The sequence below is a fragment of the Shewanella sp. MSW genome (assembly GCF_007636515.1).
GTDB lineage: Bacteria > Pseudomonadota > Gammaproteobacteria > Enterobacterales > Shewanellaceae > Shewanella > Shewanella indica.
Genome location: NZ_LVDR01000009.1, coordinates 121,728 through 137,682 on the forward strand (window position 1 = coordinate 121,728; position 15,955 = coordinate 137,682).

The window sequence follows — 15,955 nt, forward strand, 5'->3', positions numbered from 1 at the left end:
TGGGCCATAGGGCCTGCATTGGGTGCCTGGTCTTGCCGCCATGGCGGCGAATATTCAGGGGCGTGGCTAATAGATAAGGGTTCCGCTTTGATTTATCAAGGTGATAAAAGCGATTGGTGCCATAGCAGTGGCACAGATGTGAAACACAGCAGTGAAACATAGCAGTGAAACATAGCAGTGAAACATAGCCATCAAACTCGGCAAAGAAATACTCGTGAGTCACGAGTCACTGCTACCGAGGAAGAGAGCCTACCGTCAATGCACAAAAATACTATAAATGATAACTGGATCTAAAACGCGATTCATTATCATTTACACGTTTGGTTGATGCAATAGAATGGCTTTACTTTGTAAGTTTGGTACGTTTTATGCGCTATTTGCTCTCGCTGCTGACACTCCTGTGCTGTAATCCATTATTGGCCGATGAGGCCGCCGAAACCCAACTCATGCTGGGGTGGGACAGCCATTATGTTTCCGAAGGGCGTGACAACTTGTCTGCGGGAGGGATTGCCTGGAGTGGCATTCACCATAGCCGTGATGGCCTGGGGGCCTTCGTGTTGTTTGGCCGAGCCGACAGTGTTAACTACGCCGAGCTCAATGCCGGGGTGGAATACTGTTTCAACCCACTCGAATCAGTGGAAGCCGGTGTCGGCATGCAGCGACTGGAGTTTTACGGTGATGAGCGCGGCCATGACAATGAGGTGTACGCCTATCTCGCCTATCAGGGGCTGAGTTGGCTGACGCCATCGATTAACTATACCTATGCTACTGAAGCATCGGGTTATTTTGTGGAGTTGAGCCTGCACAGCCACTGGCAAGTGAACGAGCAATTGACTCTGACCCCTTATGTGACTCAGGGATTCGACTTTGGCTATGCCAGCCAGACTCATGATGGCCCCAATCATCTGCAGTTTGGTGTAGAGGCATGCTACTCATTAACCCCTTCTTTGGTGGCTTCCTTGCATTTGAGCCACAGCATAGCGCAGGACGATATCAAGCAGCAGGCGCAAGAGGAGGATTGGCATGGCGATCTGGCTCAGTCTTATGCCGGCTTGCATCTAGAGTGGCAGTTTTAAATTGGCTAACATTCACCGCAGCTTCTAGACTCTGATGTGAAGACAAACAGCGTCGACGGATCGATGCGGAGGGACAGGGAATGTTAACCTACAGAATCGGCGGGCTTTGCTGCCTGCTCCTTTGGTTGGGAGTCGCCCCATTGGTTGAATCCCAGGCCGAATCAAGCTCAGACCTGAATCCAGACCTGAATCCAGTGTCGGGTTCAGAGCCCTCAATAGATAAGCAACTCAGCGACCCGGGCAAAGAGCCTGGTTCGCTCCCTCTGGGGTGGGTGCTCGACAGCGAGGGCAATCCTATTGCCATTCCACAGCAGTTTGAAGCCGCACTTGAATATGAGTCTGCGCCCCTGCCCAAGGCCTCGCGCGACAGTAAACCAACCAAATCCCGAAAAAAGAAGCCATCCAAGCCTCGCCGCCAAATCGCCGATGATCCCAGTTGTCGCTGGTTGGATAAGCGAATGACAGAGCTGGAGCGGCGCCTCAGGCAGAAAGATTCCCACACTGCCAGATATTTGCAGGCTGAACTCGGCGAGCATCAACAGCAGTTTCGTTGCCTCAAGTGCTCAGGCTCAGGGCCAGAGACCCAGGATTATTCCCGCTGCAGCTTGTACCACTGAAATTTTTACCGGCAGACTCTGGTCTGGTCACTTGATCTGAATCCCCCTACAATGGCTCACAAGTATCCCGCCAGACGGGAGGTCGCCCTGTTGGGCGAGTGAGTCAGTATCAATCTACGGAGATAAACATGGCACAACATTTTGACTATATCTGCCTGGGTGCGGGCAGCGGTGGTATTGCGTCAGCCAACAGAGCCGCTATGCGTGGCGCCAAGGTCTTGCTGATTGAAGCCAAACATCTGGGTGGTACCTGCGTCAACGTCGGCTGTGTGCCCAAGAAGGTCATGTGGTATGGCGCCCAAGTGGCCGAAGCCATGCATCTCTATGCCAAAGATTACGGTTTTGATGTCAGCGTCAACCAGTTTGACTGGAACACGCTGGTGGCCAGTCGTGAAGCCTATATCGAACGGATCCATGGCTCCTATGAACGCGGTCTGGCCAACAACAAGGTCACTGTGGTTAACGGCTATGGCCGCTTTGTTGATAACCACACTATTGAGGTTGACGGCGAGCACTACAGTGCCGAGCATATTTTGATAGCTACCGGTGGCGCGCCCAGCATTCCCGACATTCCCGGGGCCGAATATGGCATAGACTCGGACGGTTTCTTTGCCCTGCGTGAACAGCCCAAGCGGGTAGCCGTAGTGGGTGCCGGTTATATCGCGGTAGAAATTGCCGGTGTATTGCATGCCCTGGGCAGTGAAACCCATCTGTTTGTACGCAAACATGCGCCGCTGCGTAACTTCGACCCCATGCTCTATGAAACACTGATGGAGTCCATGGCCAGCGAAGGGCCTTCGCTGCATACCCAGAGCATTCCCAAGGAAGTGCGTAAAAACGCCGATGGCAGCCTGACTCTGGTGCTGGAAAACGCTGAAGAGTACACAGTGGACTGCCTGATCTGGGCCATAGGTCGGGCACCGGCCACAGGCAATATCGGCCTTGAAAATACCGATGTGCAGTTGGATCCCAAGGGATATGTGATAACAGATGCCCAGCAAAACACCAGCGCCAAAGGGGTTTACTGTGTCGGTGACATCATGGCTGGCGGAGTAGAGCTGACACCGGTTGCCGTCAAGGCGGGTCGCTTGCTGTCAGAGCGTCTCTTTGGCGCCTTGCCGGATGCCAAGATGGACTATGACTGCATCCCGACAGTGGTCTTCAGCCACCCGCCAATTGGCACCATGGGGCTGACAGAGCCTGAGGCCAAAGAACGTTTCGGTGAGGATCAGGTGAAAGTCTACACTTCATCCTTTACCTCCATGTACACAGCGGTTACTGCGCACCGTCAAGCCTGTAAGATGAAGCTGGTTTGTGCCGGCGCCGATGAAAAAGTTGTCGGGATCCACGGTATCGGCTTTGGCATGGATGAAATCCTTCAAGGCTTTGGCGTTGCCATCAAGATGGGCGCCACCAAGGCTGACTTCGATGCCGTAGTTGCTATCCATCCAACAGGCGCAGAAGAGTTTGTTACCATGCGTTAAACAAGTGGATGCATATCACAGGTAAAATAGGCCAGAAGCAGTGCTTCTGGCCTATTGTCGTTTTGACCCTATTAGAACTAGAGGCAGTAAGCTGAAGTCATATTATTTGGTGTACTTTTAGGTAGTGATTACCTTAGAAGATATCAATTGCCTTTCGTAATTCTGATTAAAAAATGTCACATTGTGAACATTGTTTTTTATTTTAAAGGCTGTTAGTCTGCTGCCATCTCTTTTCAGGAATGGACACTATGGCAAGACGTAAGGAACACAGTCATCAAGAGATCCGCCTCATGGCACTGGATGTCGTCGAGCAGTTGTTGACGCAGGAGGAATATACCAGCCTGAGTCTTAGGCGGATCGCCTCCCAAGTGGGCTATGCCCCCAGTACCCTAATCAACCTCTTTGGTAGCTACAACTATCTGCTCCTGAGCGTATCCGCCAGGGTCTTGGAGCGTCTGCTTGAGCAAATACAGCTGGTGTGTGAACAAAAATTCGCAACCGGCGAGCAGAAGCTGTTGGCACTGGCCAAGGCTTATGCCGAGTTTGCCCATAGCCAACCCCAGGCATTTCGTTTGGTGTTTGCCTTACATCTGGGGCCGGAAGAACCTCTGCCGGAATCGCAACAACAGCTGATTGCCGAGCTGATAGGCTTGCTCGAACTGCAACTCGGTGACTTGTTGCCAAACTTGCCCTCATCCAAGCTGGCACTCGCCAGTCGCAGCTTCTGGAGCAGTATCCATGGGCTGACCGGCCTGGCGCTGGACGATAAGCTCTTCAGTCAGGCTTCTTGGTTGCAGTTACTGACATTTCAGGTGCACTTGTGGTGGACAGCAATGCAACAGGAGGATGGCGTATGTTCCTGAGCAAACGATTTTTACCCTATTTCGCCACTCAGTGTCTGGGGGCGCTTAACGACAACATCTACAAAAATGTGTTGCTGCTGCTGGTGACCTACAGCCAGGTCGAGAACCTGCCGATGAGTGTGGATCTGTTTGTCAATCTGGCGGCGGGGATTTTCATTCTGCCTTTCTTTCTGTTTTCTGCCCATGCGGGCATGGTGGCCGACAATATGGACAAGGCGCTGATGATCCGCAGATTAAAGCTGCTGGAGCTTATCATCATGTCCTGCGCCGCCGCGGCGATTATGGCGCAAAGCTATATGTTGATGTTGCTGCTGCTGTTTCTCACTGGCACCCAATCGGCCTACTTTGGCCCGGTAAAATACTCGCTCTTGCCGCAGGCGCTTAGAGAAGATGAGTTGGTCACCGGTAACGCCTGGGTGGAAATGGGCACCTTTCTGTCTATTTTGATAGGCACCCTGAGTGCCGGGCTGTTGGTAACCAGTGATAACGGCCTGATGTGGGCCGCAATAACCGTATGTGTGCTGGCCTTGGCCGGTTTCCTCTCCAGCCGGGCGATTCCATCATTGCCGGCGCCGCTGCCGATAGACAAGGTACGCTTTGCACCCTTGTCCGGTACTTTGGCCAGTATCAAGCGGGTACGGCAAACGCCGTCAATCTGGATGGCGATTCTGGCGATCAGTTGGTTCTGGTTTTTGGGTGCCACCTACCTGACCCAGTTCCCCAATTTTGCCAGAGGCTCGCTGCATTCGGACGCCACTGTGGTGTCACTGCTGCTGGCGCTGTTTTCCATAGGTATTGCGGTCGGCTCCTTTGTTTGTGAGCGCTTCTCCTTTGGTCATGTAGAGCTGGGGCTGCTGCCTTTCGGGGTCGCCGGGTTAACCTTCTTTGGCCTGGATCTGCTGTGGGCCATTCCTGACTACAGCCAACTGCCGGCGGGATATCTCTACGACATAAGTGAGTTTGTCGGCCGCAGTGAACACTTCAGGCTGATGTTGGCACTGTTTATGGTGGGGGTCAGTGGCGGCCTGTTTATTGTGCCTCTGTATGCCTTTATTCAGTCGCGCTCGGCCCCGGGTGAATGTGCCCAAGCCATAGCCGCCAACAATATCATCAATGCTCTGTTTATGGTGTGCTCGGCGATATTGTCGATAATATTGCTGGAGCTGGTGGGCCTGTCGATTCCTCAGTTATTTACTCTGCTGGCGGTATTCAACGCCGTGGTAGCGTTGTATGTCTATAGCCAGGTGCCTGAGTTTACGCTGAGGTTTATCAGTTATCTGCTGAGCCATTTGTTGTATCGTCTCAAGGTGGAAGGCCGGGAAAACATCCCCAAGCAGGGGGCTGCCGTGCTGGTGTGTAACCATGTCAGTTACGTCGATGCCTTGGTGCTGCTGGGAGCATCCACTCGCCCGGTGCGCTTTGTGATGGATAAGAGCATAAGTGAAATGCCTTTGCTCAAGTATCTGTTCCGCCACGCCGGGGTGATCCCTATCTGCTCACCGAAAAAGTGCATTGATACCTATACCCGGGCCTTTGAGCGTATCCACCAGGCGCTGACCAATGAAGAGTTAGTGTGTATTTTCCCTGAGGGTAGGTTGTCTCCCGACGGTGAATTGCATCAGTTCCGGCCCGGTATCGAACAGATACTGGCAAAGGATCCTGTGCCTGTGGTGCCAATGGCGCTCAAAGGTTTGTGGGGATCTTATTTCAGCCACAAAGATGGCCATGCCCTGACGACCCGGCCAAGACGTTTCTGGTCCAGGCTTAAGGTCAATATCGCAGCTCAGGTACCCGGCGCAGAAGAGAGCCGTCACTCGTTGCAGCAGCGGGTAGCCGATCTGCTGGCTAAATCTGATAGCTAAGGTCATGTCAACGAAAGAGCCCGGTCGCAGCCGGGCTCATTTTGTTTGCCGAAGAGCCAATTAAGCTTGATGGCCCGTCGTTACACTCATTGCTGGCGGTTTGATCGCCTCTCATCCAGCCACTGATGAATGGCCTGACGGTCACCGCGGAAGATGATCCGCTCGGCCTTTTTCTCCAGCTGGTACTGATACATGGGGTCGTAATACTTCTCCAGCAGCAGTGAGATCCACTCCAGATGTTGTTCTGTAGTGTTGCGTTGCTGCTGTGTCTGCAAGCTTGCGTCGACCAGCTCCAGCAGTTGCTCAGTTTGTTGGTGCCCCATACGCTTGCGTATGCCCTCGACACTCTGACGCAGATAGGCACCGAACGCCGCCATGCCTTCTTCGGCGCCATAATGCTGTTCAAAACCTCGCTGCATCTTGTGCACATACTCATCCAGAAGGCGGGGGAGCCTGGCCTCCAGTGGCTCTTCCAACACCAAAACCTGCGCCTGCTGCATGGCACTGAAAAAGACTTTGGGTATGGCGCGGCGTCCTATCAGGAAGCTTTCGTCTTCCAGCAGCAGGCAGGACTCTTGCCTCTCTTGATGCCTCAACAGCTCCCGAGCCAAGCTGTTTTCAAAATTGATCTGACTGGGCTGTGGCGTGACATTTTTGCCAAAGCTTGAGCCTCGGTGATTGGCTGTACCTTCCAGATCCACAGACTCGCTGCGACTGAGAATAAACTCTGTCTTGCCTGAGCCGGTAATACCGCTGAGGATCAACAGCTGTTGCTGCTGCGGGGTGTTATCTATGGTATCGATAAGGTATTGGCGCATCGCCTTGTAGCCGCCCTGAATATAGGGCACTTCAAGACCAGCCTCGCGGATCCATTGCTGGGTCAGTTGAGAGCGCAGACCACCCCGAAAACAGTAGAGGTTGGCATCTGGGTGGGCGCTGAAGAAATCCAGCCAGGCTTGAATACGCGCGGCCTTGATCTTGCCTTTGACCAGCGAATGGCCGAGCTCTATGGCGGCGGCCTGCCCATGCTCTTTATAACAGGTGCCTACCTTCTGCCTTTCGCTGTCGTTCATCAATGGCAGGTTAGTGCTGGCAGGAAAGGCACCCTTGGCAAACTCAACCGGCGCCCGCAGATCGACCAGGGGACGATCGGATAGGAAGATCTCCCGGTATTCTGCAGGCGCGATTATCTGTCGACTCATATAAGCTCCACCCACTGCTGACTGTCGTCGCGGCAGTCGAGCGCACCTATGCAGTGTAGCTCCAGCCCTTGGCTGGTCAGCAGTTGCTGCAGTTCTGCCTCACCCTCGGCGCCGACAGCGATAAGTAAGCCGCCGCTGGTTTGCGGATCGCACAGTAAGGCCTTTTGTTGCTCGGAAACCTCGGGAAGGTGCTCACCGTAGCTGTCAAAGTTTCTGTGGGTGCCGCCCGGGATACAACCCATAGCCAGATACTCGGAGGCTTTTTCCAGCAACGGCAGTTTGGCGGTATCTATGCTGGCCTTGAGGTTGGAGCCCTGACACATTTCCAGCAGGTGGCCCGCCAGACCAAAGCCCGTCACGTCTGTCATGGCGTGAACCGCGCTTATCTTGGCGAATTCGGCACCTATTTTATTGAGTTGGCACATGGCTTCGGGGGCGATATTGACGTCCTGCGGTGTCAGCTTCTTCTGCTTTTGTGCCGTAGTCAGTATGCCAATTCCCAGAGGTTTGGTGAGATAGAGCTTGTCACCCGCCTTGGCGGTATCGTTCTGCTTGAGGTGCTCCAGTGCCACTGTGCCGGTTACTGCCAGGCCGAAAATAGGCTCGGGTGCATCTATGCTATGGCCTCCGGCCAACATGATCCCGGCATCCATGCAGGCTTGGCGTCCGCCATCCACTACCTGCTGGGCAATCTCGGGTGACAGCTTGTTCACCGGCCAGCCCAGAATAGCAATCGCCATAATAGGCTTGCCGCCCATGGCATAGATATCGCTGATGGCATTGGTGGCTGCGATACGGCCGAAAGTGAAAGGGTCATCGACTATCGGCATAAAGAAGTCTGTGGTGCTGATAATGCCCGTGTGATCATCCAACTGATACACGGCCGCATCATCCCGGCTCTGGTTGCCGACCAACAGGCGGGGATCTTTAAAGTCCGGCAATTGAGAGGCCAAAATGGTGCTGAGGACTTTGGGAGAAATCTTGCAACCGCAACCTGCGCCGTGGCTGTACTCCGTGAGTTTTACTGACTGATCTGACATAGCCGGGTCCCTGAGTGATTGAAATAACCCCTGATCATAAACAGAAACGGCCGCAGTACAAGCCGACCGTTTCACAACTCAGGTAAATTCTGTTAAGCCGATCGCCAGGCCTTGGGTGGCTACGACAAGGTTTTAGGCTATGCTGGCTTGCAGTTGGCGCCATTGTTTTCGTTGGGCGCGAAAACGTAAGCGCATTTCCGTCACCTGAGACAGCAGATGCTTATCGGCCAATTGCTGCTTGCGTGCTTCAAGCAGCGCCTTCTTGGCTTCAAAGTAGGCCAGCAAGTGGCTCTTCAATTCCTCGTATTCTGCCTGCAGCTTTTCCAGGATTTCCTCGCAATTGGGCAGATGGGCCACCTTATGCTGGGCGCGCTTGAGTTGCATCTGCAGTTTGGCGGCTTCGATGCGCTCCTGGGGGCTCTTGCGCAGATCTTTGGTCAGGCCAAACCAGGACAGGAAACGGATCAGCCACTTGGTAGGGTCGTAATGCCACCAATGGATACCATTGCGGTAATCGTTTTCAAAGATATGGTGGAAGTTATGGTAACCCTCACCATAAGTAAACAGTGCCAGCACGCCGTTGTCTCGGGCACTGTTGCGATCTGTATAGGGTTGTTTGCCCCAGATATGCGCCAACGAGTTGATAAAAAAGGTGCAGTGATGCACTACTACCAGGCGCAGCAGACCGGCCAGCAGCAACATCGACAGGATATCGCCGTTCAACCAACCAAGCAGAGCGGGGAGGCCCACATTCATCAATAGTGCCAGCAGCAGATAATGCTTATGCTGCCACATGACTATGGTATCGTTTTGCAGGTCTCTGACGTTGTTATAGTCGTGATAACGCTGTGCCTGATATTCCCTGAGCATCCAACCAATATGGCTATACCAGAAACCCATGTTCGCTGAATAGGGATCCTTGTCATTGTCATCCACATGCTTGTGATGGATACGATGATCCGAAGCCCAATGCAAGGCACTGTTCTGCAAAGCCAGCGCACCGCCCAGGGCAAACAGGAAACGCACGGCAGGGTGAGACTTATAAGCCTTATGTGACCACAGCCTGTGGTAACCGGCGGTGATAGACAAACCACTGGCGAAGGCCAACAGTACGAAGGTGAGCCACTCGCTGAGCTCAAAACCATGACTGATGCCTCGCCAAGGCACCAGAATACAGGCACCGGCAAACGTCAGCAGGAAGAGGATCAGGTTGGTCCAGATGAGGGGAGGTTTTTTCATTATGATGACTTCCAAAACGCTTTAAGCTAACAAGTGTATGCTAAGTTGCTATTGGAGCACAATCACAGTGACACCAGCCGAGGATGTGATTATTGAGTAAAGCCTGTATTATTTGCGCAACAGATCCAGTGAATGGAATAAAGATGGGTATCAGAGCACAGCAGAAAGAGAAAACCCGCCGCGCCTTGGTGGATGCAGCATTCAATCAACTGAGTGCCGAGCGTAGCTTTTCCAGCCTGAGTCTTAGGGAAGTGGCCAGGGAAGCCAATATAGCGCCAACCTCTTTCTACCGTCATTTCAAGGATATGAATGAGCTAGGGCTGACCATGGTCGATGAAGGTGGCCTGACGCTGAGACAGATGATGCGTAAGGGACGTCAGCGCGCCGAGGCCGGCGGCAGTGTTATCCGCATCTCGGTCGACACCTTTATGGAAGTACTGGAATCCAACCCCAACGTATTCAGGATCCTGCTGCATGAACGCTCAGGCACCTCGGCCGCCTTTCGTGCCGCTGTGGCGCGGGAGATTGAACACTTTATCTCGGAACTGGCGCACTACACCGAGGACACCGCCGGCCGCAGCCCTGAGTTGGCCAGGGCACAGGCCGAAGCATTGGTGACTCTGGTGTTCAATGCCGGCGCCGCCGCCCTGGATATGAAACGGGCCGATCGCAAGATTCTGGCCGACCGACTGGTGACTCAACTGCGAATGGTGGCAACGGGCGCCGAAGCGTTGCAGCAAAAGCGCGATAGCCGCTAAGTTGATGATGTAAATTTTTCTGGTAAAAAATAACGGTCAACCAAATCTAAATAGATCAATCTGACCTATTTAGATTTGGTGAACCTTATCGTGCCTTTCCCCAATTACATCGGTTTCTAAATTCCTGATACTTTTAATTTTTGCAGCAAGTGCTTATTAGTAGATAGAGACCTTTTGAATGTAAGCGTTTAAGGAAGGTGAGAATAAGTCCTTGTGGCCTTCTCTTTTGTAGAGAGTGGCTTGCACAGCAATTGGCATTCAAGGCATCTGCCTGAAGGTATGCCGGAGTCTGTCGAAGTCGGATAACGCAGTGCTCCACAGCTCTCAATGCAGAGGATTATTTTCCGTCATACTCGGAGACTGCATTAGTAACAGTCTAGAAAGGCGTTGTTGATCAAATCATTCGCTTGAACGCAACTACCCCTAGGCTTTCAGCTGCTTTACGAGATTTTCTGGCGAACAGGCATACCCAGTCTTATGACTTTGTTTAATGCCTTAACCCCAGCCAATGCCTCACCCACCTGCCCGTTATAGTCACGCAAACTTAATTTGGCGCTAATGAGTTGTTTGTAGCGATACATGGCGGTCTCAGATAAGGAACGCTGATGGTAGTGATTCATCAATTTCCATTGCTTCAACTCTCCTGCCTTGAGTGCATCCACAGCTTCATTTCGAGGATGCCCTGGTTCCCAGTATCCGGCATTTGAGCGGGGTGGAATCGTTGGCTTCGCCTGCTTTCGTCGCAATAATTTATGACAAGCTTTGGTATCGTAAGTCCCGTCAGCGGAGACTTGTCTAAGCTTGCGTCTTAGGGGAGCCAGTAACGCTGGAAATACTTCATTATCTGCTACAGTTTCAAGGCTTGTTTGCGCACCGATAATTTCATGTGTAGCGGCATCGATAGCCAAATGAAGCTTGCGCCAAACCCGACGTTTTTCTTTGCCATGCTTACGCATTTTCCATTCACCTTCGCCATACACTTTGAGGCCTGTGGCATCGACGACAACATGCGCTACCGCACCTCTTGAGGGATTGCGGTACTTGACGTTCACCGTCTTGGCGCGTTTACTGATACAGCTGTAGTCTGGAGCAATTAACGGTATTTTCATCAGCTGAAATAAGGAGTTGATGAACCTTTCGGTCGCACGTAATGACAGCTTAAAAATCCCTTTGAGCATCAAGGCGGTTTCGATGGCGGTGTCGCTGAATTGAAAGCCACGGCCACGACCGCCGTGATGCTTTGTGCAATGCCAAGCGTTAACCGCTGCCTCGTCCAGCCAGAAGGTAACCGAACCACGGTTGACTAATGCCTGATTGTATTGCTTCCAATTGGTGATATTGCGTTCTGACTTACCCATGAAACTGACCGAAGACCTGTTATGCAAGATCAGATCATGGAAAGCGAAAAAGGTTCCGCTTATTTAGGCAACAACGCCGTCTAGAAAACCCGCTATTAGCTTACTATGGAAAATATTTTTAGTCTGTTTTAGTCAGCAATGTCATGAAAGAGAGTTATTTGGACAGGTTACTAGTAATGAGATTTGACAGAACTTCAATGTCAGAACTTTCTTACATTAATAGAGATTTTTCTTAACGATATAATTGAAGCAAGCCTTTATAGTCTGCCTAAACTATCTTTTGGAGGCTGTAAATGGATTTCAGAACTTACCGAGAGTTGGCATTAACGGCTGAACCAGGTTGGGGCATAGCTTTTCTAAAACAGCATAAATATGAAATTTATCATCAGACACTTTATTGGCTGATGGATGCAGGACTTTGCATATCAAAAGATGAGTTACACGTTGAGCAGTTGGCAGGCTGTGACATTATTTTTTGTCGTTTACACCCTTTTCGTTTGGAGCGTTTCTTAAGAAGCCAAGATATTCCGCTTTACAAGAGTGACAGTGAATCTCGCTGGGTCTTGCCACAACCTATTTTGCCATATCATTATCGTCGTTGGCGAGCCTCCTTGATTATGACATTAGGCTGATTTTCAACCTTACTGTTCTTAAGTTTATTTCAGTATTATCCTTGATTAAAAAATTGATAGAAAAGGCAGCCATCTGGCTGCCTTTTTTAAAACTATTCTTTTTATTAATGTTACTTGTATGTCAAGGTAAAAGTAGCCGTGGCATCAGCTCTACCGGGAGTGACTTCTGATTCGGTTTGGATATATCTTGCTCTCAGTGGAATGGTAAAAGTTGTACTATTTTCATTTGATAAATTATATATCCAAGGAGTTCCAAACTTTATATAATTGTTAAATCTACGATTGGAAAACTCGGCAAGCTGAATGGCAACACCTTGAGCGCTATTGGTTCCGGACTTGATACTCATAATACCTGCACTATTATCTACCGTACTTGTGTTAGGTGATATTGATACTCCCAACGCATTTTGAGTGTAATTTCCGGTGTTCACTACGCCTGTGGTGTAATTGTAGTTGGTATTTTTACCATCTTTTAGGGTGCCGTAAAATCTCGGACAGTTAGTCAGCCTGATGGATGCGTCGACCCATTCAGTGGTTTTCCCTTTTCCTGTTAATTTATCACCTATCTTATGCTGTCCCATAGGGACAGTCACATTCGATACCCTGCACGTTTGCGACACTATATTGATAGAGCCGGTGATTGCTAATCTTGCCAATAAAACATTAGCACCAGGCGCTTTAAACCTTATGTTGCTGGAAGGTAAGTTAAATCCTCTAATAGTTCCCGGTTGTACATTTCCTATTTTAATGAAAAATAAAACCATGCCTAAGTTTAAATTATAATTAGTGAACTGATTCGCTGGTGTGACTTCGTTAGCTTTTATATCTATAGGTAAAGGCCTATTCTCTGCTAATATCATTACGCCAATACCCGGCACTCCGGTTTGATAAATAGTTGCTCTAGGATAAGGTCCGCCATACCATTGCGAACTAGGCAATGGCATGCGTGTATAATTATAACTCCTATAAATTTGATATGGCGAGCTTGAAGGGGTGCAATGTACGGATAGCCTTTGTCCTACGCGAAAATCTTGCCTAAATATAACTGTGCCGTTAGGCGTGTCAGGGCCAACAGTTAAGTTATTTACAGCCAAAGGCATTTGTGCGTTAACTAAAGATGAGGTTCGAGAACATTGGATCGCTTCCGCTACGCTAGAGTATCCTCCTATGACTAACAATAAGAAGATCCAAAAAAATTTTTTTATACACTTCATCTTAATCTACCTGTTACTTTAGGTGAAACTTTTCTAAGCTTGTTAATTCAGTTGGTTAGTGGCAAGCAGCTTTGAATTTATGGATCCCATTTGGTAAATCTTTCTTTATTTCATAATCAATTGAGCAACTTTTTGAATCAGGTTCTGACCATTTTATATTTAATTGTCCACTGTTTTTATCGACTCTGGCATAAAGAACGCCACCTTGGCCTACAGTGCCAACATGATTGTTTTGACCATCTGTAACATAAGCCCCAAATGGTAATGGGTTTCCTTCATAGGTTGCTTTGACCAAAATCAGATTACCCTGCTTGGTTTTATAGCTTAACTTCACCACAGCTCCTGCATGAGGGGCTACTTTCTGAGAAGTAGATTCCAATTCAACCCCGGCAGAGGTTCCTTTTGGATCAATGTTAATCTCGTTTATCTGATAAGGTTTCAAATAAGGTACGGCAGCATAACCATTGCTATCAAGATGAATACCAGGATATGAAGATACACTTGCTCCCTCAGCACCTATAGCTTCAATCAAGGCAAAGGTATTGGCTACATAGGGGGTGAGTGTTATTCCACCTGAATGTGCTATGACAGTGCCATTAATCCCTGCCGCAGCGCTGTTGTAGTTATTTCCATGGCTATAACTACCTGTTAGTGTGGTTGCATGCCCTCGATAATTGGCGTTGAGTGAATGACTGGTTCCGCCGTTATCAGTATTGGTAATAGTTGCACCATAACCTAATTCACTTTCGGCTCCATATACACCAGATACTGCCAACTGCTGGCTATTATTGCCATTGGTGTCATGGGAAAGGTCTACCATCATCTGCGGCGAGAAGTTACTTTTTCCAAGGGGCAGACTAAAGCTCAATAAATAGTTGGTTTCTTCTGTTCCTATACTGGAAAAGCTACGGTTTATACTTAAACCATAAGACAAAATTTTATAACGATTGTTATATCCAAAATGATATTGCTTTTCTGTCCCTTTTTGGTTCCAATAATCTTGTAATGAGCCACTTAAATAAAATTGTCCCCAATTATTAGGTAAACTCTGTGCTGCGGTAACAGTAAAGCGATTTTTAGATCTGAAAATATTCTCTGGTGAATCTCCTAAAGATACAGCATCACGGGTATGCATTGCTGTCATAAAGTCCATATACCCATCGGTTGAGAATCGATATGCAGCCAATGACAAGTTAGTGTTTGTTTCGCTGATAGCCTTACTATAGCTTAGTCGATAACTTTGTCCTGTTATATTTTCTACTCTCTTACTAATATCCATAGGTTCAACTCTGTCTCCCAAGCGGGTTCTTGCGTGGGTAATATCCAGAGCAAATGCACCAATGGAAGAACCGATAGCACCACCAAGTTGCACGGCGTAATAATCATCACTGGCCTGGAGTCCACCATAACTAGTAAAGGTATTATTGACACCATACTGGTAAGTCGCCTGATAGATATCAGGATTACTTAATAAGCTATCACTATGAATTTTACCTGCGGTAAATTCATAGTGTATTGTACCTGGCCTTAACAACTGGGTTACAGAAGCGTAGGGTACTTTAAATGAGTGTTCACTGGCATCAGATTCTCTTACAGTAACAACAAGATCCCCACCAAAACCGGTAGGATAGAGATCGTTAATTAGAAATTCACCGGGAGTTACATTGGTTTCATAAATGATTTGATCATTTTGGCGGATAAAAACTCGCGCATTAGTTTTAGCTACACCTCTTATTTGAGGTGCGTAGCCTTGCTGAGATTCAGGTAACATTCTTCTATCGCTTGCCAAATGAAGTCCAACGAAAGGTAAGGTGTCAAATATTTGTCCAGAAGTATTTGATTGTCCAACTAAAGCACTACTTCTCCATGAAGGGATATCACGTTGTATATATGTATTTATAGCGTTATAGTTCTCTCTTCCTCCTTCAATTGAAGAGTAGTTACCATTATGTCTTAGTTGCCATGCTCCGATATTGATTCCGGTTCTAAAGTTGGCAAATAATGAGTTGTAATTTTCTCCATTGGAACGGCTACTATAACCATTGATATTGTATCCAAAAATACCAGAGTTGATGCCCTCATCCCATAGTTCAGGGTGAACTTCCCCCCTTGCCTTATTGTACAGATAGGCTTGAGGCACAATAATGTCAAGGTGTTGAGTTCCGCTATCATAGTTAACGTATGCCGTAGAGATGTGATTTTTCAAGTCAATGCATGAATCGATATTTTTATCAATGGGTATGGGTAATTCATCTGGATTGAATTGAATGTCTTTTATCAATTTTTGACTCAGGCATGGATATACCTTTTTCTTATTGTCTACCTTGAATTCAACATTGTAATAGCCAAGTAATACCCCATTGATATATACTGCCGACTTATAATTTCCAGGAAGAGCAGATGCGCCATCTTGAAAATAGCTTAAATCGAAGCTATCTGATCCCACCATGTTCAATAGAGATGAATCAAATGTAACGCTAGTAGATGATGCACCAACAGATGGGGAGGTATCAGCAAGAGTTATCCTACAGCCAAATGATAGTGTATAGCCCACTACTAATAATGTAATAAAATTACTGATTGGTAATTTTTTCAATTTGACCTCGATTT

Annotated in this window: 13 protein-coding genes; 7 read left to right on the forward strand and 6 right to left on the reverse strand. The window is 48.8% G+C overall.

The window, feature by feature from the left end:
- Positions 1-368: 368 nt before the first annotated feature.
- The 5 genes from AYI96_RS11725 to AYI96_RS11745 all read left to right on the forward strand — a co-directional run bounded on the left by AYI96_RS11725 (position 369) and on the right by AYI96_RS11745 (position 5,902).
- Complete coding sequence (locus AYI96_RS11725) at positions 369-1,076, forward strand: hypothetical protein (protein ID WP_083399745.1); 708 nt, start codon at positions 369-371, stop codon at positions 1,074-1,076.
- A gap of 80 nt (positions 1,077-1,156) precedes the next feature.
- Positions 1,157-1,693, forward strand: a complete 537-nt coding sequence (locus AYI96_RS11730; protein WP_071475702.1) for a hypothetical protein — start codon at positions 1,157-1,159, stop codon at positions 1,691-1,693.
- A 128-nt stretch (positions 1,694-1,821) separates the two neighbouring features.
- Positions 1,822-3,177 carry a glutathione-disulfide reductase gene (gene gorA / locus AYI96_RS11735; protein ID WP_045283799.1) on the forward strand — a complete coding sequence of 452 codons (1,356 nt, stop codon included), beginning with the start codon at positions 1,822-1,824 and terminating at the stop codon, positions 3,175-3,177.
- Positions 3,178-3,425: 248 nt separating this feature from the next.
- Positions 3,426-4,040, forward strand: coding sequence for a TetR/AcrR family transcriptional regulator (locus AYI96_RS11740; RefSeq protein ID WP_071475701.1), 615 nt, complete (start codon positions 3,426-3,428; stop codon positions 4,038-4,040).
- Positions 4,031-5,902: an MFS transporter gene (locus AYI96_RS11745; protein ID WP_039035975.1), complete on the forward strand. Its 1,872-nt coding sequence runs from the start codon at positions 4,031-4,033 to the stop codon at positions 5,900-5,902. The genes AYI96_RS11740 and AYI96_RS11745 overlap by 10 nt, the downstream gene beginning before the upstream one ends.
- A gap of 86 nt (positions 5,903-5,988) precedes the next feature.
- Here AYI96_RS11745 and mnmH read toward each other — a convergent pair whose 3' ends face one another.
- The 3 genes from mnmH to AYI96_RS11760 all read right to left on the reverse strand — a co-directional run bounded on the left by mnmH (position 5,989) and on the right by AYI96_RS11760 (position 9,383).
- Positions 5,989-7,104: a tRNA 2-selenouridine(34) synthase MnmH gene (gene mnmH / locus AYI96_RS11750; protein ID WP_071475700.1), complete on the reverse strand. Its 1,116-nt coding sequence runs from the start codon at positions 7,102-7,104 to the stop codon at positions 5,989-5,991.
- Positions 7,101-8,144: a selenide, water dikinase SelD gene (gene selD, locus AYI96_RS11755; protein ID WP_144361658.1), complete on the reverse strand. Its 1,044-nt coding sequence runs from the start codon at positions 8,142-8,144 to the stop codon at positions 7,101-7,103. The genes mnmH and selD overlap by 4 nt, the downstream gene beginning before the upstream one ends.
- A gap of 132 nt (positions 8,145-8,276) precedes the next feature.
- Positions 8,277-9,383: an acyl-CoA desaturase gene (locus tag AYI96_RS11760; protein WP_039035978.1), complete on the reverse strand. Its 1,107-nt coding sequence runs from the start codon at positions 9,381-9,383 to the stop codon at positions 8,277-8,279.
- 143 nt (positions 9,384-9,526) lie between these two features.
- Between AYI96_RS11760 and fabR the strand changes: the two genes are divergently transcribed.
- On the forward strand, positions 9,527-10,141 hold the full coding sequence (gene fabR, locus AYI96_RS11765; RefSeq protein WP_025010659.1) for an HTH-type transcriptional repressor FabR: 615 nt from the start codon (positions 9,527-9,529) through the stop codon (positions 10,139-10,141).
- 440 nt (positions 10,142-10,581) lie between these two features.
- Here the strand turns inward: fabR and AYI96_RS11770 are convergent, their stop codons facing one another.
- Complete coding sequence (locus tag AYI96_RS11770; RefSeq protein WP_144361659.1) at positions 10,582-11,499, reverse strand: IS5 family transposase; 918 nt, start codon at positions 11,497-11,499, stop codon at positions 10,582-10,584.
- 293 nt (positions 11,500-11,792) lie between these two features.
- On the opposite strand from AYI96_RS11770, the gene AYI96_RS11775 reads away from it, so the two are divergent.
- Complete coding sequence (locus AYI96_RS11775) at positions 11,793-12,131, forward strand: hypothetical protein (protein ID WP_143078329.1); 339 nt, start codon at positions 11,793-11,795, stop codon at positions 12,129-12,131.
- 110 nt (positions 12,132-12,241) lie between these two features.
- Here the strand turns inward: AYI96_RS11775 and AYI96_RS11780 are convergent, their stop codons facing one another.
- Together AYI96_RS11780 and AYI96_RS11785 are read right to left on the reverse strand one after the other, a co-directional pair.
- Positions 12,242-13,345, reverse strand: a complete 1,104-nt coding sequence (locus AYI96_RS11780; RefSeq protein WP_144361660.1) for a fimbrial protein — start codon at positions 13,343-13,345, stop codon at positions 12,242-12,244.
- 55 nt (positions 13,346-13,400) lie between these two features.
- Positions 13,401-15,941, reverse strand: a complete 2,541-nt coding sequence (locus tag AYI96_RS11785; protein WP_144361661.1) for a fimbria/pilus outer membrane usher protein — start codon at positions 15,939-15,941, stop codon at positions 13,401-13,403.
- Positions 15,942-15,955: the final 14 nt, after the last annotated feature.

Coding starts and splice junctions, on each gene's coding strand:
- AYI96_RS11725 (WP_083399745.1), top strand. CDS start 369: ATGCGCTATTTGCTCTCGCTGCTGACACTCCTGTGCTGTAATCCATTA.
- AYI96_RS11730 (WP_071475702.1), top strand. CDS start 1,157: ATGTTAACCTACAGAATCGGCGGGCTTTGCTGCCTGCTCCTTTGGTTG.
- gorA (WP_045283799.1), top strand. CDS start 1,822: ATGGCACAACATTTTGACTATATCTGCCTGGGTGCGGGCAGCGGTGGT.
- AYI96_RS11740 (WP_071475701.1), top strand. CDS start 3,426: ATGGCAAGACGTAAGGAACACAGTCATCAAGAGATCCGCCTCATGGCA.
- AYI96_RS11745 (WP_039035975.1), top strand. CDS start 4,031: ATGTTCCTGAGCAAACGATTTTTACCCTATTTCGCCACTCAGTGTCTG.
- mnmH (WP_071475700.1), bottom strand. CDS start 7,104: ATGAGTCGACAGATAATCGCGCCTGCAGAATACCGGGAGATCTTCCTA.
- selD (WP_144361658.1), bottom strand. CDS start 8,144: ATGTCAGATCAGTCAGTAAAACTCACGGAGTACAGCCACGGCGCAGGT.
- AYI96_RS11760 (WP_039035978.1), bottom strand. CDS start 9,383: ATGAAAAAACCTCCCCTCATCTGGACCAACCTGATCCTCTTCCTGCTG.
- fabR (WP_025010659.1), top strand. CDS start 9,527: ATGGGTATCAGAGCACAGCAGAAAGAGAAAACCCGCCGCGCCTTGGTG.
- AYI96_RS11770 (WP_144361659.1), bottom strand. CDS start 11,499: ATGGGTAAGTCAGAACGCAATATCACCAATTGGAAGCAATACAATCAG.
- AYI96_RS11775 (WP_143078329.1), top strand. CDS start 11,793: ATGGATTTCAGAACTTACCGAGAGTTGGCATTAACGGCTGAACCAGGT.
- AYI96_RS11780 (WP_144361660.1), bottom strand. CDS start 13,345: ATGAAGTGTATAAAAAAATTTTTTTGGATCTTCTTATTGTTAGTCATA.